Below are 16,933 nucleotides of genomic sequence, written 5' to 3'. Positions count from 1 at the left end.
CGGTCAGGCGACGGATCGCGCTTCCGTTTTGGCCAGCATCTCGCGAACCTTGTAGGGCAGCAGCCGCCAGTTGACGGGTTTGCTGACGAAGGACGAGGCTCCGAGGCTTCTCGCCATATCGATGGCGTGAAGGTCCTTGCGGCCGCTCACGACCAGCACCGGCACAGCCGCATGCGCGGCGGACGAGCGTATCTGGCGGATCAGCGACAAGCCGTCCAGCTTGCCCATGTCGATGTCGGTGATCACGAGGTCGAACCGGCGCGACTGCATCACACGCACAGCTTCTTCGCCCGACAAGGCGACGTGCACCTCGGCTTCAGGTCCAGACAGAAAACCCTTGGCCAACTCCCCCATGAGGGGGTCGTCGTCGACCATCAGAATGTGCTGCATCGCTTTGGCCTTCTGGCTCGATTGTCGCGGCCTTCATGAGGCTCGTTCACGGTTGAACGTGGCGGAGATTGATTGCCGTGAGGTTTATTTCGACGCCGTTCGATGGTGGTTTCAGCGTTGATGGTTATCAAGACAAGCGCGAGGGCAGCACGTTTTCAGCCCATCGCCGATCCAATCCGCTGCCCCGGGCGCCGTCTCTGGCCGATGTGCCTCAACGGCCGCCAAGCACTCTGGCAGCTTACATCTCAATACCCGCGAAACTTGCTTGACGCGTGGGATAGGACGATCAAACTTTCGGAAATCTGCAGAATACGAACAATATGCTTTGGGGTGGTGCGCCGGAATGGAAGCTGATCTGGTTGAGCGGCTCAGCGCCAGCGAAGAACGGCTGCGTCTCGCCCTGGAGGCGACAGGCCTCGGCACCTGGGACTATGACATCGAACAGGACCTCAATGTTTGGTCGTCCGAGTTCAGGTCCATCATCGGAATCGCGGCAGACGGTCCTGCCGACAGACGGGTTTTCGCCAGCCTGATTCATCCGGATGACCATGCCTGGGTGATGCAGCGCTATCAGGACACCTACGCGCCGGATGGTCCGGACCGCTACGATGCCGAGTTTCGCATCATCCAGCCAGGCGGCGCCGAGCGATGGGTGGTGGCGCGGGGGAAAATCATCCGGGACGCGGCCGGCCACGCGCTGCGGGGCATCGGCACCCTGCATGACGTCACCGATCGCAAGCGCTCCGAGCTTGCTTTACGGGCCAGCGAAGGCCGGCTTCGCGCAACTCACGAGAATGCGGCCGTCGGCATCGCCGAACTGGGCGCGGATGGCCGGATCAAGTCCGTGAACGAGGCGCTGTGCCGGATCACGGGCTACGCGCGGGAGGAAATGCTCGGGGCGCAGAACTTCACCTTCGTGTCGGATCGCGGCTTCGCCGAGCAGGATGAGGCGCAGTTCAGGCGCCAACGCGCGGGCGAGATCGAGAGCTACGAGCTGGAGAAGAAGATCGTCACCAAGGAGGGCGACGAGCGCTGGACGCACGTATCGAGCACCAGCGTCCGCAGCGGGACGGGGGAGTTCCTTTACGCGGTGCGCGTCGTGCAGGACATCACCGACCTGAAAACCGCCGCCAACCAGCGAGAGATGCTGCTGGCGGAGCTCAATCACCGGGTCAAGAACAGCCTGGCGGTAGTGATGGGCATGATCACGCAGACGATCAAGGGATCGGAGACCTTCGCGGACTTCCGGTCGGTGATCGAGGGCCGGATCATGGCGCTGAAAAATTCCTATGAGCTGCTCAGCGATTCCAGCTGGGACGGCGCCGATCTGGGCGCCTTGCTGGATGTGGAGCTGAAGGCGTTCGGCATCGCCGACCAGGCGCGCTGGCGTGTGCTGGGCCCGCCCGCCCAGCTCGGACCCAAGCAGGTCGTGCCGGTGGCGCTGATCTTCCACGAGCTCGCCACCAACGCGGTGAAGCACGGCGCCTTAGCGACGCCGGACGGCTCGGTCGATATCACCTGGACGGTTGATCGCGCGGAAGACGGCGTCCGCGTGCGCCTGTTCTGGCGCGAGAGCGCGAGCGCCGGCCTTGGCGGCTCCGATCGGCCGCAGCGAAAGGGCTTTGGCTCTACGCTGATCGGCCTGTGCGCCGAGCGCGAACTGCACGGCGTCTACGCGAGCGCGTACAGTCCGGCGCTCGAGGCTTCGCTCGAGTTTCCGCTGCGTATCGCGGCGGCCGCGTAAGCGCTGGCCGGACGGGCTCGCCGCCGGGATGGCCAAGCGAGCCACGCGCCTATAAGGGACCGCTCTGCGGTCGAGGCGCCGCGATGATGGGCCAAAACGATGATCCCTTGGGAATTGCTGGGCACAGCCGAGATGCCGGGCGAGGGCGGCCAGCTGCGGCTCATGCGGCGCGGCGGCGAGTACGCCATTCGGCTTGGGCACACCGAACTGATGAACAGCCGGCTCAGCGGTTCGGAGGAGGCGCTCGCGACACAGGCCTGCGCGCGGCTGGCTCCCGGCAAGAAGCCTCGCATCCTCATCGGCGGGCTCGGCATGGGGTTCACGCTCCGGGCGGCCCAGAAGGCATTGCCGCCGGACGCCGTGATCGACGTCGCCGAGCTGGTGCCGGAGGTGGTTCACTGGGCGCGAGGCCCGATGGCGGACGTGTTCGGCGACAGCCTCGCGGACCCGCGGGTGTCCGTGCTCGTCGGCGACGTCCTGGCGATCATGCGCAAGGCGGCGCGCACCTACGACGCAATCCTGCTCGACGTAGACAACGGGCCCGAAGGCCTGACCCGCAGCGACAACGACGCGATCTACGACCAGCGCGGGCTCGCCGATTCGCTTGCGGCGCTGAGGCCCGGCGGAGTGCTGGCGGTGTGGTCCGCCGCCCCGGACCGCTTCTTCCCGGCGCGCCTGAAGCGGGTCGGGTTCGCGGTGGAGGAGATCACTGTCAAGGCCGACCGCGGCAAGCGCGGCGCAAAGCACGTCATCTGGCTGGCGTCCCGGCCCGGCCGGCCGTGACGGCAGGCCGCCCCGGGGCGCGCCGCCGTCAGGCGACCGCCACGGCCCTGGCGCGCTTCGGACGGGCGACGGAGCGGTCCAGCAGCTGGTAGCCCCAGCCGGGCAGGATCACGGCCGGGCCTGCGTCGAGGTTCAGCGTCCTGCGCTCATCCGACAGGTTGAACAGGCACAGCGTGCGGCGATCGCCGAGAACCCGCTCGAAGCCAACCATCGGCGCATCGAGGGCTAACGGCGCAAGGCTTCCATGCTTGATCTCCGGCGTGTCCCTGCGCCAGCGCAGCAGCGCACGCCAGTGGGCGAGGGGGCTTTCCAGGTTCCGTTCCTGCCGATCCGCCGCGCAGCCGCCGTGGCCCTGTCCGAAGGGGAGCCATGGGGCAGCGTCCGAGAAGCCGAAGCCGGGTTCGCCGGAGCGCCAGGGCATGGGCGTGCGCGAGCCGTCGCGGCCCTTGAACTCCGGCCAGAACGCGATTCCGAAAGGATCGCGGAGCTGGTCATGCGTCAGTTCGGCTTCCGTCAGCCCCAGCTCCTCGCCCTGGTACACGCAGAGTTGGCCCCGCAACGCGGTCTGGAAAGCCGCGACCAGCGCGAGCTTGCGGCGGTCGACCGTGCCGTCCGTCATGCACCAGCGGGACGCGACTCGCATCGTGTCGTGGTTGCTGAAGGCCCAGCAGGGGGAACTGTCCGTACGGGCGGCTTCCTGGATGAAGCTGTTGGCGGCCTGGGCGTCAAAGGGGCCGCGCATGGGGGCCAGCGTGTAGGCGGTCTGCAGCGGGCCTGCCGGGCCCGTATAGGCGGCGATGCGGCCGAATGCGCCGGGTTGGCTGGAAACCTCCCCGAGCAGCAGGGCGCCGCCACGCGCTTCCGTGAAGGTGCGCAGCAGATGCAGGAAGCCTTCGCCTTCCGGATGCAGCATGTCGTTGTCGTGCCGCTGCATGCCGAAGAGCTTGGCGGGCGCATCGGCGGGATCGACGCCGGCGGGCGGGTTTGAGCGCAGCGCGGGGTCGTGGCCCAGGAAATCGATGGCGTCGAGCCGCAGGCCGTCGACGCCGCGATCAAGCCAGAAACCCGCCACATCCAGGAGCGCCGCCTGCACGTCGGGGTGCCGCGTGTCCAGCGAAGGCTGCTGCGCGAGGAAGTGGTGCAGGTAATATTGCCGGCGGCGCGGCTCCCAGCTCCACGCCGGGCCGCTGAACACCGAAAGCCAGTTGTTGGGCGGGCCGCCGTCGGGCTGCGGATCGGCCCAGGTGAACCAGTCCGCCTTGGGATTGAGCCGGTCGGCGCGGCTGGCCCGGAACCAGGGATGCCGGTCCGAGACGTGCCCTACCACGAAGTCGACCAGCACGCGCAGTCCGAGGGCGTGCGCACGGGCAATGAACCGGTCCGCATCCTCCAGCGTGCCGAAGAGCGGATCGACGGCCTTGTGATCGGCGACGTCGTAGCCGAAATCGCACATGGGCGAGACGTAAAAGGGGGACAGCCACACGGCGTCGGCGCCGAGCGCCGCGATGTGATCGAGCCTTTGCGTCGCGCCCGCGAGATCGCCGACGCCATCGCCATTCGTATCCAGGAAGCTGCGTGGGTAGATCTGATAGATCGTCGCCCCGCGCCACCAGTTCCGGTCGCTCATGCGCAGCCCCAGTTCGCGGGCGGGTTGAGAGTTTCGCCCATTGGTTGAATTAGATCCGAGATCGTGTGAATCGAAAGTGAACACCGGATCGAACCGCCGACTTTGCTGGCTTTTCGGTGGATAGCGCATGGCTGTTCGCCGTAGACCCTCCTGCATCGGGACGTGCGCGCGAGCACAGCGTCCAGACATGTTCCTGGTTACAAATCGCTTCGTTCAGAGCCCGTAACGACATCTCCGAAAGGAGCGGCGTCATGCGATGGACTGCGATGCAACTTGGTGCGGCGGCGGTTTGCCTGCTCGCCAGCCTTGGCCCAGGCCGAGCCTGCGAACTGACCGCAATCGAGCAGCGGCTGTCGGCGGCGGACGACCATCTGTTCTGGTCAGAATTCTGGAACGACACGGACCAGCAGGAAGCCGCCGCCGAGCTTGGCTATTGCGCGCATGAACTCAGGCAGGCGATCCGCCTTGCGCAGGACCCCGATTGCGACAAGTCCCGCCGGAGCGCGCTTCTTGGCCAGATCGCCTCGCGACGGCTGACCTCGGTTCGCATGGCGCTGTCGCGCATGACAACGAAGGACGTCGCCGAACGGCGGTGACGCCCGCGAGGAACAAGCGCCCGCGCCGACCGTTTACTGCGCGGAGGTCGCCGCATGACACGCCACGCCAGCTTCCGGATCCTTGCGCTTAGCGCCACGGCTTTGTTGAGCTCTGCGCCATATGGGACGGCGCAAACCAGCGCGCCGCAGACCAGCGCGCCTCAGACGAGCGCGCCGCAGACGAGCGCGCCAGCGGCGTCCACGCAGAACGCCTCGTTCGAGGCGGCGTTGAAGCAGTTCTGCCCGGCCAAGAACCTGGAGTTCCTGAAGCCGGACACGCTCGCCAAGGCGACCGATGATTTCGTCGCGGCGCTGCCGGCCGAGAAACGCTCGCAGGTGGTCCAGCTCGCGCATCCCGGCGTCGCCGCCTGCGCGGGCTCGGCGGACGAATCCTGCCGCACCGCGGCGGTGCTGGGCAGCGTGCGCTATCTCGACCTCAGCGTGCCGCTGGCTCAGAGCGTCTGCAACCTCAAGGTGGCCTGCCGCGACTGGTTCGATTGCTCGACCGAGCAGGCTGCGGTGGCGGCCGCTCCGGCTCCGACGGCGCCTCCCGCCGTTGCTCCGGCGCCGGAGCCCCGGCCCAGCGACCTCGCGCAAAATCCCCAGACCATCGAGCCCGACGACGAAGCCGCGCCCACGCCGCCGCCCCGGCCCGCGCCTGCACGACCGCGCACCGCGCAGGCGCCGCAGGACTTCGAGACCGCCGCGACGCCGCGCCCGAGCGCGCCCGAAGGCGGCGGAACTGCTCGGGATGCCGTGGCGGGGTTCTATGGCGCGCTCGGGCGAGGCGACGGCATCGACGCGGCGCATTTCCTGATCCCCGAGAAGCGGGGTCGTGGGCCTTTCTCGGCGCAGGCCATGAGCCGCTTTTATGGCGGAATGCGCCGTCCCCTGCGGCTGGAGGGCGTGTGGCAGGTTGGACCCTCGACCGTGCGGGCGCGCTACAACTTCGTGGCCCGCGACGGGTCGCGCTGCGACGGGCAGGCGGTGATCTCGGTCCGCGAGACCGCAGCCGGATCTCAGATCGAGAGCATCCGGGCGCTGTCAGGCTGCTAGAGCTTGAGAGCTAACGCGATCGCGCGCATTCGAGCAGTTTTGGCAAGACCGCGGTCACAAAGGTCTGTTGCACTCGGTTAAACCGAAGGAGTGCGCCATGACCCGAATGGACGCCATGATCAGCCCGGAGTTTCAAAGCCGCCGCCGAATCCGGCGACCGCCGAAGCTGCGGATCAGCTGGCTGCGCTTTCAGCCGTCGCGGACCTTGTTCTTCGCCGGAGTTGTGGTTCCGGCCTGTGCGGCGGGCGGATATGGGCTGGGGGAGTTGATCCGCTTGCTGCGGTAGAGTCAGGCGGCAAGATCCGCATATTCCGGGTTCTGCGCGATGTACTCGCGCACGAACGGGCAGGCGGGGATCACCTTCTTGCCGGTCTGGCGGATCTCGTCGAGGACCCGGGCGACGAGTTCGCCGCCGACGCCGCGGCCTCGCAGCGCGCGGACGACCTCGGTGTGATAGACCGCGAGCCGGTCCCCACGCTCCTCATAGAGGGCGTGCGCGACCGGGCCGGTCTCGTCCTTCAAATCGAAGCGGCGAAGCGCGTGATCATGGACGAGCGTGTAGGTCATCGCGGCGCTCAGTTGCAGACGCGGACGCGGCGGATGATCGGGCGGCCCCAGGCGTCGTAGACGCGCTGGCGCTCGATGAAGCAGTCGCTGTAGCCATAGCCGTAAGCCGGCGCGTAGCCATAGCCGCCGCCATAGGCCGGGGCCGCGATGGCGCCCAGCGCCAAGCCGCCGACGAGCCCGGCCGCAGCCGCGCCGCCATAGCCCCAGCCGCCGCCACGATGGTGGTAGCCGCCGTAATAGCCGCCGCGATGGTAGCCGCCATGACGCCACTGCGCCTCGGCGGGGGCCGAGATCACGGCGGTCGCGGCGAGGGCCGAGAAGGCCAGCAGAGCCTTGCGAGTGTTCGAGACCATGGGTGTTCTCCTCTCGAAAACGCTTGTCGAGAGCTCAACGTTTGGGCGCCGCACGCGTTCCGGCTGCTCTGCCGAGGGGCCAGGATGCCGCAGTAGGCGGCTTATTGCGGCAGCGCGTAGGCGATCACCGAATCTCCCGTCTTGGTGCCCAGCGATCCGTGGCCGCCGGCCACCACGACGACAAACTGCCGTCCGCCGGCGGGCGAGCGGTAGGACATCGGCGTCGCCTGCCCGCCGGCCGGGAGGCGGTCCTGCCAGAGCGTGCGGCCGGTGGTGAGGTCGTAGGCTCGGACATAGTAGTCGAGCGTGGAGGTGAGGAAGGCGACGCCGCCCGCCGTCACGATCGGCCCGCCCAGGCTGGGCACGCCCATCTTGAAGGGCAGGGGGATTGGCGAGAGATCGCGCACGGTGCCGTTCTTCAGCTTATAGGTCACCTTGCCGCTGCGCAGGTCAAGGCCCGCCACATAGCCCCAGGGCGGCGCCTGGCAGGGGAGGCCGACAGGCGACAGGAAAGGGTTCAGCTCCACCGCGTAGGGCGTGCCGTGCATCGGGTTAGCGCCGCTCTCGTCGGCCTTGGAGCCGGCCACGTCGGACCCGCCCGCCGGGGTCTGGACGCTCTCGCGCTTGCCCTGCTCGGTCAGCTTCTCGCGCGGGATCAGCCGGCTGAGGAAGGCCATGTAGTCGGGGTTGGCGAAGGCGACCTGCCGGACCGGGTCGACCGCCACGCCGCCCCAGTCGATCACGCCGAAATTGCCCGGGAACACGATCGAGCCCTGCAGCGACGGCGGCGTGAACATGCCGTCGTACCGCAGGGAGCGAAACTGGATGCGGCAGGCGAGCTGGTCGAACATGGTCGCGCCCCACATGTCGCGTTCCTCGATCTTGCGCTCGGGTCCGAGCGTCAGCGCCGAGAAGGGCTGGGTGGGGGAGGTGAAGTCCGGCGCCACTGCGCCCGTGGGCACGGGCCGTTCCTCGACCGGGATGATCGGCTTGCCGGTTCGCCGGTCGAGCACATAGATGTCGCCCCGCTTGGTGGACTGCACGAGCGCCGGGACCTTGCCCTCCGGCCTGTCCAGGTCGAGCAGGCTCGGCTGGGATGGAACATCCATGTCCCACAGGTCGTGGTGCACGGTCTGGAACACCCAGCGCAGCTTGCCGGTGGCGATCTCGAGCGCGACGATCGAGGCCGAGAATTTCTCGGTATTCTCGCTGCGGCCGACGCCCCACTGGTCCGGCGTCTGGTTGCCGAGGGGGATGTAGATGAGGCCGAGCTCCTCGTCGGCGCTGGAGACGATCCAGCTGTTGGGCGAGTTCTTGGTGTAGAACTGCCCGGCCGGCAGAGGATCCGTGGCGTCCGGATTGCCGGGATCCCAGTTCCACATCAGGCGGCCGGTGGTGACGTCATAGGCGCGGATGACGCCGGACGGCTCGCTGGTGGAGAAGTTGTCCGTGACCTCGCCGGCGATGATCACGAGATTTCGCGTCACCACGGGAGGCGAGGTCGAGTAGTACATGCCGCTGCGCGCCTCCGGCATGCCGGTCCACAGGTCGACGGCGCCGTTCTGGCCGAAGCCCGCGCAGGGCTGTCCGGTCTTGGCGTCGAGCGCGATCAGGCGCGCGTCCGCGGTGGGCAGGAAGATGCGCTGCGGGCACTCTCCGCCCGGGCTCGCGGCCCTGTCGCCGGCGTCGTGGTAGGACACGCCGCGGCAGGTGAGGTGCTGCAGGTTGGTTTTCTGGTCGATCTTGGGATCGTATTTCCACTTCTCGCGGCCCGTCTCGGCGTCCAGCGCGATCGCCCAGTCGTGCGGCGTGCAGATGAACACCGTGTCGCCGATCTTCAGCGGCGTCAGCTCGTAGGTGGTCTCGTTGGGGTCGCTCGGGCCCTTCTTGTCGCCCGTGTGATAGGTCCAGGCGACCTTCAGGTTCTTGACGTTGTCGGGCGTGATCTGCGTCAGCGGCGAGTAGCGATCGCCGAAGTTCGAGCGCCCGTACCCGCGCCAGTCGCCATCTGGAACGCCAGCATAGTCGGACGGGCGCGGCCCCGCGGCGGTGGGCAACTCGCCGTGGTGGTCATGATACTCGCGCGTGAGCGCGACGGCGCCGACCCCGGTGGCGACCAGGAGCGCTAGCGTGAGCGGCAATCCCGCACCGCGCCATGGCGCCCAGCCCAGCCGCCGGTCAGGGTCGGTGAGGCCGCCCAGTATCCAGGGCGTTAGAAGCAGAAGACCAATCAGGAACACGACGTCGCCGCGCGGCGCGAGCTGCCACCAGTCGAATCCGATCTCCCACACCGCCCAGGCGAGGGTGCCGAGAACAACGGCGGCGTAGACCCACAACCCAGCCGGCCGTCGGGCCACGAGCAGGAACCCTGTCGCCGCGAAGCCAAGGCCGGCCAGGAGATAATACCAGGAGCCGCCCTTGAGGATGAGCCAGCCGCCGGCTACCGCCACCGCGACGCCGACCAGGGCGATCAGGCCCCCGAATAGAACGAGAGGCCAGCCCGGCCTGGTGATTGGGCGCGCCATGGCGGCCTCCTTGGCTGCTGCATCGCAACCAAAAGCGGCGACCGGCTCCTACCGTTCCACGCCGTTTCGATTCAGCGTCAGGCGGCGGGCCGAACCGCCGCGGGATCGCCGAAATGCGGCGGCGCGGCTGCGTCGTCGGCGCATCGGCTGATGCGGCGCGCCGCCTCCTGCGGCGGAATGCGATCGACGAACCAGTCACGCAACACGAGCCGATCGGGGTGGACCAGGTGACGCTGGCCGTCCTGGCAGTGCCGAGATACGGCCTCCAGCCATTGCGAGAAGCAATTTTGCATCGAAGGCGCTCCGCTTTCTGCGAAGCGCAGGATTGCGCCACCCAACTCGGACGAAAGCATGGCGCCGCAGTGCGAGATGGAGGCGCTACTGGCCTCGCCGTGCGACGCTGGCGAAGCGCACGGCTTCCTCGGCGGCGCGGAACAGGGCCTTCGCCTTGTTCACGCATTCCTGCTGCTCGGAGGCCGGGTCGCTGTCGTAGACAATGCCCGCGCCAGCCTGCACAAACATCCTGCCGTCCTTCACCACGGCGGTGCGCAGCACGATGCAGGTGTCCATTTCGCCGTTTGCGCCGAAATAGCCGATGCAGCCGGCATAGATGCCGCGTTTGTCTTTCTCGAGTTCGTCGATGATCTGCATGGCGCGCACCTTGGGGGCGCCCGAGACCGTGCCGGCCGGGAAGCCCGCCACCAGCGCGTCGAGCGCGTCGTGCTGCTTGGCGAGCACGCCCTCGACGTTGGAGACGATGTGCATCACCTGGCTGTAGCGCTCCAGGAAGAAGCTGTCCGTCACCGTGACGGTGCCTATCTCGGCGACGCGGCCGACATCGTTGCGGCCGAGGTCGAGCAGCATCAGGTGCTCGGCGCGCTCCTTCTCGTCGGCCAGCAGCTCCTCGCCGAGCGCCTTGTCCTGCGCGGGCGTGGAGCCGCGCGGCCGGGTGCCGGCGATCGGCCGGATCGTGACCTTGCCGTCGCGCGCGCGAACCAGGATCTCGGGCGACGAACAGACGATCTGGAAGCCGCCGAAATCGAGATAGCAGAGGAAGGGCGCAGGGTTTACCCGGCGCAGGGCGCGGTACAGCGAGAGAGCCGGGAGTTCGAACGGCGCCTCGAAGCGCTGCGACAGCACGACCTGGAAAATGTCGCCGGCGCGGATGTATTCCTTGGCGCGCGCGACCATCGCCTCGTATTCGGCCGGCGTGGTGTTGGACTGGCCGCCCTTGGCGAGCAACTCGGCCGGGGCGGCGACCGGGGCGGAGGGCAGGGGGCCTTCCAGCGCCGCCACCACCTTGTCGATGCGCTCCAGCGCGATCTCGTAGGCGGCCTTCGCGGTCTGGCCGCCGCGCGGGCGAACCGGGCTGAGAACGGCTATTTCGTCCCGCACGGCGTCGAACACCACCATCACGGTGGGGCGCACCAGCACGGCGTCCGGAACGCCGAGGACGTCGGGGTTGGGATCGCCGATCCGCTCCATGTGGCGGACCATGTCGTAGCCGAGATAGCCAAACACGCCCGCCGCCATGGGGGGCAGCTCGTCCGTGAACGGAACGGCGCTTTCGGCCAGCAAGCTGCGCAGCGCGTCCAGCGGCGGCTCGATGCAGAGCTCGAAGGCCTCGGGCTCGTCGAGCGCGACGCGATTGATCTCCGAGACCTGCCCCTCGCAGCGCCAGATCAGGTCCGGAGATAGGCCGATCATGGAATAGCGTCCGCGAACGGCCCCGCCTTCCACCGACTCCAGCAGGAAGCGCGGGCCCTCGTGGCGCTCGGCCAGCTTCAGGAACGCCGAGACGGGTGTCTCAAGATCGCCGACGAGGGTGGTCCGCAGGATCTGCGGCCGGCCGTCGTCGTAGATCCTGGCGAATTCCTCGAAGCTGGGCTGGAGCGTCATGCCGACCTCAGAACTGCCCGCCGCCGATCGCCTGGCGCAGCACCGCGTCGTTCACACCCGTGCCGATCTCCTGCTGCATCTTCTGGACGTAGACATTGAGCATGTCGTCGCCAATGGCGAGGCGGATCTGCTCATCGAGTTGCACCACGGACTGCTGGGTCGCGATCAGCGGCGGCACCTCGGCGGCATCCACCCGGATCACCAGCCGCTCCTGCGGGTTGGCGCCCAGCGCGCTGGCGGCCTTGCCGACCGGCGTGGCGAAGACCTGCGCGACGGCCGGCTGGGAGAGGCCGCCGGCCGCGCCCTGGCGCTTCACGTCCTTGGCGGTCTTCACCTCGACGCCCAACTCGGTCGCGACCGCCTCGAGCGCCATGCCGTCGTTGATCTTCTTCACCGCGTCGGACGCCTTGGCGGCGATTCGGGCGCCAATCTCGTCGGCTTTCCAGGCCGCCTCGACCTCGGCCTTGACCTCGTCGAGCTTGCGCTCGCGGCCGGCCTCGATGCCGTTGATCTCGAACCAGACGTAGCCGCCGTCTCGTGTGGACACGGCCTCGTTGTCGACGCCGACGTCGGACGCGAAGGCGGCCTTCAGCACGGCCTCTCGGTCCGCGATGTCGACCGGCTTGCCGGCCTTGTCGCGCCCGGCGCGGTCCACCTCGACCTGGCGGGCGTTGAGCTTCACGTCTCGGGCGATGTCGGCCAGCGGCTTGGCGGAGGCGCGCTGGTCCTCGATCTTGTCATGCACGTCCTGGACGGCGTCCCGGGCGCGGCCGCGCGCGATCTCGGTCTTGATCTCGGCGGAGACCTCGGCGAGCGGCTTCACGGTTTCGGGCTGGATCTCGCCAACGCGCACCAGAACGAAGCCGAAGCGGCCCTCGACGGGGTCGCTCACCGCATTGGCCGGCAGCGCGAAGGCGGCGTCCGCCACCTTGGGGTCGATGATGGCGTCCTTGGTCACCAGGCCGAGATCGAGATCCTGCGCCGGAATGTTGCGCTCCTGCGCGATCGCGTCAAAGCCCGTCCCGGCCTTGATGCGGTCGGACGCAGCTTTCGCGTCGTCGGCGGTCGGGAACACGATCTGCTGGACGGAGCGCTTCTCGGGCGCGCCGTAGCGGGACTTGTTGCGGTCGTAGAACGCCTGCGTCTCGCCGTCCGACACCTGGTCGGGCTTGGCGACGTCGGCCGGGCTCAAGGTCATCAGCGTGACCTTGCGGTATTCGGGGGCGCGGAACGCGGTCTTCTGGCCATCGAAAAAGGCCTGCAGGGTCGCGGCGTCCGGCGTGGCGACCTCGCCGGCCTTGTCGGCGCCGATGGCCACGAAGCTGACCGTGCGCGTCTCGTTCTGGTAGCGGTGCACCGCCTCGCGCAGGACGCCCGGCACGGGGGCGTTGCCCCCGATCGTGTCGGCGAGCTGCTGGCGCAGATACACGGCGCGCTGGGCGCGCACGAAGCCCTGCTCGGTGAAGCCCTGGTTACGAATGGCGTCGTTGAAGGCGTTGCGGTCGAACTGGCCGTTGGCGCCCTTGAAGGTCGGATCGGCGAAGATAGCCTTGGCGATGGTGGCGTCCGAGATCGCGAGGCCATAGGCCTTCACGCGGTCGTCCAGCGTCGCCTCGGTCATCATCTTGGAGAGGACCTGGCGGTCGAGGCCCACGGCGCGCGCCTCATCATTGGTGACGGCCCTGCGGATCCGGCGCGAGAGCTGCTGGATCTCGTTCTGGTAGGCGTCGCGATAGGCCTGCGCGCTGATCTGCGTCGAGCCCACATGGGCGACGTTTGTCTGCCCCGAGGTGCGCAGCATGTCGCCGATGCCCCAGACGCCGAAGCTGAGGATCAGGAAGCCGAACAGAACGGCCACGACGATGCGTCCGAGCCAGCTTTGTCCGGCCTTGCGCATTCCTGACATCATGGGCGACGGATCCTTGCAACGTGAAAAGGGCGCCGGCGCGAGCCGGGTCAAGCGCGCTTCATAGTCCAGACCGGCCCGGGAGGCGACCCCTTTTGCGGGGCGTCCCACGGCGGACGTCCACCTTCGACGCACTTCCGGGCTCGCGCGGGTTCTGCTATCGGCCCTGAGCACAGATTCAGGGAGAGAAGCATGACCGCGCGCCCGCGCCCCCTCGTTGCCGGCAACTGGAAGATGAACGGCCTCCGGCCGGCGCTGAACGAGCTCGCCGCCATGGGGGCCGCCTATGACGGCGCGCTCAGGCGCAAGGTGGACCTGCTGGTTTGCCCTCCGGCCACATTGGTCTATGTCGCGGCCGCGGCGGCGGTCGGCACGGGCGTGGCCATTGGCGGGCAGGACTGCCACGCCAAGGAGAACGGCGCGCACACGGGCGACGTTTCGGCCGAAATGCTGGCCAATGCCGGCGCGAGCCATGTGATCGTCGGGCATTCCGAGCGCCGCACGGACCACAAGGAGAGCGACGCCGCCGTGAAGGCCAAGGCCGAGGCGGCCTGGCGCGCGGGCCTGGTCGCCATCGTGTGCGTGGGCGAAACCAAGGAGGAGCGCGAGGCCGGGCGCACGCTTGCGATCGTGAAGCGCCAGCTGCGAGGCTCGATCCCGGAAGGCGCGACGGGCGAGACGCTGGTAATCGCCTATGAGCCCGTCTGGGCCATCGGCACCGGGCTGACTCCGACCGCCAAGGACGTCGAGGAGGTGCACGCCTCCATCCGGGCCGAATTGCGCAAGATCGTCGGCAAGGACGAGGCGCCGCTGGTGCGCATCCTGTATGGCGGCTCGGTGAAGCCGTCGAATGCAGCGGAACTGATGGGCGTCGCCAATGTGGACGGCGCGCTGGTGGGCGGCGCGAGCCTGAAGGCGGCGGACTTCCTGGGGATCGCGGCGGCGTATCGCTGAGGCGGGGCTCTCGTCCAGGAAGTCCCCTCATCCGGCGCTTCGCGCCACCTTCTCCCCGTTCCGGGGCGAAGGGTCTGCCCAGCGCCGCAGCCGCAACGGGCCCCCTCTCCCCGGCACGGGGAGAGGGCTGGGGTGAGGGCAGGGTCTATCAAGATCAACCCATTGCGCAGGCTCGCTGCCCATCCCATCTTGGCGCCAGCGCTCAGGGCGTGCTAAACGCCCACGCGACAGTTCGGCCGGGACCGCCTTCATCGTGATGGCGATGCCCCCGGCCTTTTGGCTTGTATACGGCTTCGGCCCGGAAGGACCCATGCAGCAGGTTCTGATCGTCGTGCACCTCATCGTGGTGCTCTCGCTCGTGGGCGTGATTCTCCTCCAGCGGTCCGAAGGCGGCGCGCTTGGCGGCTTGTCGGGCGGCGGCGGCGTTTCCGGGTTCATGACCGGCCGCGGCCAGGCGAACGCGCTCACCCGCGCCACCGCGATCCTGGGCGCGATCTTTTTCGCCACCAGCCTGATCCTGGGCATCATGGCCGGCGCCAACCGCGCGCCGAAGTCCATCCTCGACACGAACGCGCCCGCAGGCGCGCCGGCGGCTCCCGCGCAGGCGCCCTCCGGCGGCGTGCTCGACCAGCTGAACCGCCTGCAGAACCAGCAGGCTCCGGCGACGCCGGCTCCGGCCGCCCCCGCAGCCCCGGCCCCCGCGCCGGCGCAGTAACGAGACGACATGAGGGCCGGGCGACCGGCCCTCTCGCTTTGAAGAGAGGCGAGGGCCCTGGCCCTCCAGCATGAACAGGCCGGCGCCCGGGCGGGCGCCGGGTCGTTTTCTGTGGAGAGCCCCCGGTCGGGCTCGGTTGCGGCCTCGCCAAATCGGCCGCGACGGACTAGATGGAAACCCCCATGGCTCGCTATGTTTTCATCACCGGCGGCGTGGTTTCTTCCCTCGGGAAAGGCCTTGCTTCCGCAGCCCTGGGCGCTCTCCTGCAGGCTCGCGGCTATTCGGTCCGCCTGCGCAAGCTGGATCCCTATCTCAACGTCGATCCGGGCACGATGAGCCCTTACCAGCATGGCGAGGTCTTCGTCACCGACGACGGCGCCGAGACCGACCTCGACCTCGGCCACTACGAGCGCTTCACCGGCCGGCCGGCGTCCAAGGCCGACAACATTACCACTGGGCGCATATACCAGGAAATCATCGCCAAGGAGCGCCGGGGCGACTATCTCGGCGGCACCGTGCAGGTGATTCCGCACGTCACCAACGCGATCAAGGAATTCGTGCTCACCGGGAACGAGGGCGTCGACTTCGTGCTCGTCGAAATCGGCGGGACGGTGGGCGACATCGAGGGCCTGCCGTTCTTCGAGGCGATCCGCCAGCTCGGCAACGACCTGCCGCGCGGCCACGCCGTGTACGTGCATCTCACGCTGCTGCCGTTCATCCCGACCGCCGGCGAGCTCAAGACCAAGCCGACGCAGCACTCCGTGAAGGAGCTGCGCTCCATCGGCATCCAGCCCGACATCCTGCTCTGCCGCACCGACCGCGAGATCCCGCGCGAGGAGCGCCGCAAGCTCGGCCTGTTCTGCAACGTGCGCGAGACCGCCGTGATCGAGGCGCGCGACGTATCGTCGATCTACGCCGTACCGGCCGCCTACCACGAGGCCGGCCTCGACGCCGAGGTGCTGGCCGCATTCGGCATCGAGCCCGCGCCCAAGCCGAACCTCTCGCGCTGGCAAGGCGTAACCGAGCGCGTCGAGAACCCCGAGGGCGAGGTCACCATCGCGGTGGTGGGCAAGTACACGGGCATGAAGGACGCCTACAAGTCGCTGATCGAGGCGCTGAACCACGGCGGCATCGCCAACCGCGTGAAGGTGAAGCTCGACTGGATCGAGTCCGAGGTCTTCGAGAACGAGGACCCGACGCCCTTCCTGGAGCATGTCAGCGGCATCCTGGTGCCGGGCGGCTTCGGCCAGCGCGGGGCCGAGGGCAAGATCCGGGCGGCCGGCTTCGCGCGCGAGCGCAAGGTGCCGTATTTCGGCATCTGCTTTGGCATGCAGATGGCCGTGATCGAGGCGGCGCGCTCGCTGGCCGGCATCACGGACGCGAATTCCACCGAGTTCGGGCCCTGCAAGGAGCCGCTGGTCGGCCTCATGACCGAGTGGATGCGCGGCAACGAGCTCGAGATCCGCGCCGCCGGCGGCGACCTCGGCGGCACCATGCGGCTCGGCGCCTTCAAGGCGAAGCTGGCCGAAGGCAGTCACATCGCCAGGATCTACGGCGACACCGAGATCTCCGAGCGCCATCGCCACCGCTACGAAGTGAACATGGGTTACCGCGAGAAGCTCGAGGCGCAGGGCATGAAGTTCGCCGGCGTCTCGCCGGATGGCCTGCTGCCCGAGACGGTGGAGTTCCCCGACCACCCCTGGTTCATCGGCGTGCAGTACCACCCCGAGCTGAAGTCGCGGCCGTTCGAGCCGCACCCGCTGTTTGCGAGCTTCATCGCGGCGGCGGTGGAGAAGAGCCGCTTGGTGTGAGGGCTGC

16 protein-coding genes are annotated in these 16,933 nt (G+C 68.4%); 8 read left to right on the top strand and 8 right to left on the bottom strand.

Annotation, left to right across the window (positions count from 1 at the left end; translation table 11 throughout):
• Window positions 1–3 precede the first annotated feature (3 nt).
• Window positions 4–390, bottom strand: a complete 387-nt coding sequence (locus AC1DSZ_RS02920; RefSeq protein ID WP_476836878.1) for a response regulator — start codon at window positions 388–390, stop codon at window positions 4–6.
• A gap of 265 nt (window positions 391–655) precedes the next feature.
• Between AC1DSZ_RS02920 and AC1DSZ_RS02915 the strand changes: the two genes are divergently transcribed.
• Both AC1DSZ_RS02915 and AC1DSZ_RS02910 read left to right on the top strand, forming a co-directional pair.
• Complete coding sequence (locus AC1DSZ_RS02915; protein WP_476836877.1) at window positions 656–2,134, top strand: sensor histidine kinase; 1,479 nt, start codon at window positions 656–658, stop codon at window positions 2,132–2,134.
• Window positions 2,135–2,233: 99 nt separating this feature from the next.
• Window positions 2,234–2,917: a spermidine synthase gene (locus AC1DSZ_RS02910; RefSeq protein WP_476836876.1), complete on the top strand. Its 684-nt coding sequence runs from the start codon at window positions 2,234–2,236 to the stop codon at window positions 2,915–2,917.
• Between the two features lie 28 nt (window positions 2,918–2,945).
• Here the strand turns inward: AC1DSZ_RS02910 and AC1DSZ_RS02905 are convergent, their stop codons facing one another.
• Complete coding sequence (locus tag AC1DSZ_RS02905; protein ID WP_476836875.1) at window positions 2,946–4,544, bottom strand: alpha-amylase family glycosyl hydrolase; 1,599 nt, start codon at window positions 4,542–4,544, stop codon at window positions 2,946–2,948.
• A gap of 116 nt (window positions 4,545–4,660) precedes the next feature.
• On the opposite strand from AC1DSZ_RS02905, the gene AC1DSZ_RS02900 reads away from it, so the two are divergent.
• The 3 genes from AC1DSZ_RS02900 (at window position 4,661) to AC1DSZ_RS02890 (ending at window position 6,482) form a co-directional block, all read left to right on the top strand.
• Entirely contained in the window at window positions 4,661–5,140 is a 480-nt protein-coding gene (locus tag AC1DSZ_RS02900; protein ID WP_476836874.1) for a hypothetical protein, read from the top strand.
• A gap of 54 nt (window positions 5,141–5,194) precedes the next feature.
• Window positions 5,195–6,196 (top strand): hypothetical protein, encoded by a 1,002-nt coding sequence (locus AC1DSZ_RS02895; protein WP_476836873.1) that lies wholly within the window; start codon window positions 5,195–5,197, stop codon window positions 6,194–6,196.
• 106 nt (window positions 6,197–6,302) lie between these two features.
• Entirely contained in the window at window positions 6,303–6,482 is a 180-nt protein-coding gene (locus AC1DSZ_RS02890) for a hypothetical protein (protein WP_476836872.1), read from the top strand.
• 2 nt (window positions 6,483–6,484) lie between these two features.
• Here the strand turns inward: AC1DSZ_RS02890 and AC1DSZ_RS02885 are convergent, their stop codons facing one another.
• The 6 genes from AC1DSZ_RS02885 to AC1DSZ_RS02860 form a co-directional block, all read right to left on the bottom strand.
• On the bottom strand, window positions 6,485–6,763 hold the full coding sequence (locus tag AC1DSZ_RS02885) for a GNAT family N-acetyltransferase (RefSeq protein ID WP_476836871.1): 279 nt from the start codon (window positions 6,761–6,763) through the stop codon (window positions 6,485–6,487).
• A gap of 8 nt (window positions 6,764–6,771) precedes the next feature.
• Window positions 6,772–7,116, bottom strand: coding sequence for a hypothetical protein (locus tag AC1DSZ_RS02880; protein ID WP_476836870.1), 345 nt, complete (start codon window positions 7,114–7,116; stop codon window positions 6,772–6,774).
• 101 nt (window positions 7,117–7,217) lie between these two features.
• Window positions 7,218–9,641 (bottom strand): glucose/quinate/shikimate family membrane-bound PQQ-dependent dehydrogenase, encoded by a 2,424-nt coding sequence (locus AC1DSZ_RS02875; RefSeq protein WP_476836869.1) that lies wholly within the window; start codon window positions 9,639–9,641, stop codon window positions 7,218–7,220.
• 77 nt (window positions 9,642–9,718) lie between these two features.
• Window positions 9,719–9,934 carry a hypothetical protein gene (locus tag AC1DSZ_RS02870; protein WP_476836868.1) on the bottom strand — a complete coding sequence of 72 codons (216 nt, stop codon included), beginning with the start codon at window positions 9,932–9,934 and terminating at the stop codon, window positions 9,719–9,721.
• Between the two features lie 85 nt (window positions 9,935–10,019).
• On the bottom strand, window positions 10,020–11,540 hold the full coding sequence (trpE, locus tag AC1DSZ_RS02865; protein WP_476836867.1) for an anthranilate synthase component I: 1,521 nt from the start codon (window positions 11,538–11,540) through the stop codon (window positions 10,020–10,022).
• A gap of 7 nt (window positions 11,541–11,547) precedes the next feature.
• The gene (locus tag AC1DSZ_RS02860) at window positions 11,548–13,449 is read right to left on the bottom strand and encodes a SurA N-terminal domain-containing protein (RefSeq protein ID WP_476836866.1); all 1,902 of its coding nucleotides are present in this window, start codon (window positions 13,447–13,449) and stop codon (window positions 11,548–11,550) included.
• Between the two features lie 189 nt (window positions 13,450–13,638).
• Between AC1DSZ_RS02860 and tpiA the strand changes: the two genes are divergently transcribed.
• The 3 genes from tpiA to AC1DSZ_RS02845 all read left to right on the top strand — a co-directional run bounded on the left by tpiA (window position 13,639) and on the right by AC1DSZ_RS02845 (window position 16,926).
• A complete protein-coding gene (gene tpiA, locus AC1DSZ_RS02855) occupies window positions 13,639–14,400 on the top strand; it encodes a triose-phosphate isomerase (protein ID WP_476836865.1) in 762 nt (253 codons plus the stop codon).
• Between the two features lie 310 nt (window positions 14,401–14,710).
• Window positions 14,711–15,115, top strand: a complete 405-nt coding sequence (gene secG / locus AC1DSZ_RS02850; RefSeq protein WP_476836864.1) for a preprotein translocase subunit SecG — start codon at window positions 14,711–14,713, stop codon at window positions 15,113–15,115.
• Window positions 15,116–15,297: 182 nt separating this feature from the next.
• Window positions 15,298–16,926, top strand: a complete 1,629-nt coding sequence (locus tag AC1DSZ_RS02845) for a CTP synthase (RefSeq protein WP_476836863.1) — start codon at window positions 15,298–15,300, stop codon at window positions 16,924–16,926.
• Window positions 16,927–16,933: the final 7 nt, after the last annotated feature.

The sequence above is a fragment of the Alsobacter sp. P4_H11 genome (assembly GCF_056400925.1).
This window is presented reverse-complemented; position numbering and strand designations above follow the sequence as displayed.

What these genes read in the sequence shown, in the direction of transcription:
- tpiA (WP_476836865.1), top strand. Translation starts at nt 13,639, where the DNA reads ATGACCGCGCGCCCGCGCCCCCTCGTTGCCGGCAACTGGAAGATGAAC.
- AC1DSZ_RS02870 (WP_476836868.1), bottom strand. Translation starts at nt 9,934, where the DNA reads ATGCAAAATTGCTTCTCGCAATGGCTGGAGGCCGTATCTCGGCACTGC.
- AC1DSZ_RS02895 (WP_476836873.1), top strand. Translation starts at nt 5,195, where the DNA reads ATGACACGCCACGCCAGCTTCCGGATCCTTGCGCTTAGCGCCACGGCT.
- AC1DSZ_RS02920 (WP_476836878.1), bottom strand. Translation starts at nt 390, where the DNA reads ATGCAGCACATTCTGATGGTCGACGACGACCCCCTCATGGGGGAGTTG.
- AC1DSZ_RS02905 (WP_476836875.1), bottom strand. Translation starts at nt 4,544, where the DNA reads ATGAGCGACCGGAACTGGTGGCGCGGGGCGACGATCTATCAGATCTAC.
- AC1DSZ_RS02890 (WP_476836872.1), top strand. Translation starts at nt 6,303, where the DNA reads ATGGACGCCATGATCAGCCCGGAGTTTCAAAGCCGCCGCCGAATCCGG.
- AC1DSZ_RS02860 (WP_476836866.1), bottom strand. Translation starts at nt 13,449, where the DNA reads ATGATGTCAGGAATGCGCAAGGCCGGACAAAGCTGGCTCGGACGCATC.
- AC1DSZ_RS02845 (WP_476836863.1), top strand. Translation starts at nt 15,298, where the DNA reads ATGGCTCGCTATGTTTTCATCACCGGCGGCGTGGTTTCTTCCCTCGGG.
- secG (WP_476836864.1), top strand. Translation starts at nt 14,711, where the DNA reads ATGCAGCAGGTTCTGATCGTCGTGCACCTCATCGTGGTGCTCTCGCTC.
- AC1DSZ_RS02910 (WP_476836876.1), top strand. Translation starts at nt 2,234, where the DNA reads ATGATCCCTTGGGAATTGCTGGGCACAGCCGAGATGCCGGGCGAGGGC.
- AC1DSZ_RS02875 (WP_476836869.1), bottom strand. Translation starts at nt 9,641, where the DNA reads ATGGCGCGCCCAATCACCAGGCCGGGCTGGCCTCTCGTTCTATTCGGG.
- trpE (WP_476836867.1), bottom strand. Translation starts at nt 11,540, where the DNA reads ATGACGCTCCAGCCCAGCTTCGAGGAATTCGCCAGGATCTACGACGAC.
- AC1DSZ_RS02885 (WP_476836871.1), bottom strand. Translation starts at nt 6,763, where the DNA reads ATGACCTACACGCTCGTCCATGATCACGCGCTTCGCCGCTTCGATTTG.
- AC1DSZ_RS02880 (WP_476836870.1), bottom strand. Translation starts at nt 7,116, where the DNA reads ATGGTCTCGAACACTCGCAAGGCTCTGCTGGCCTTCTCGGCCCTCGCC.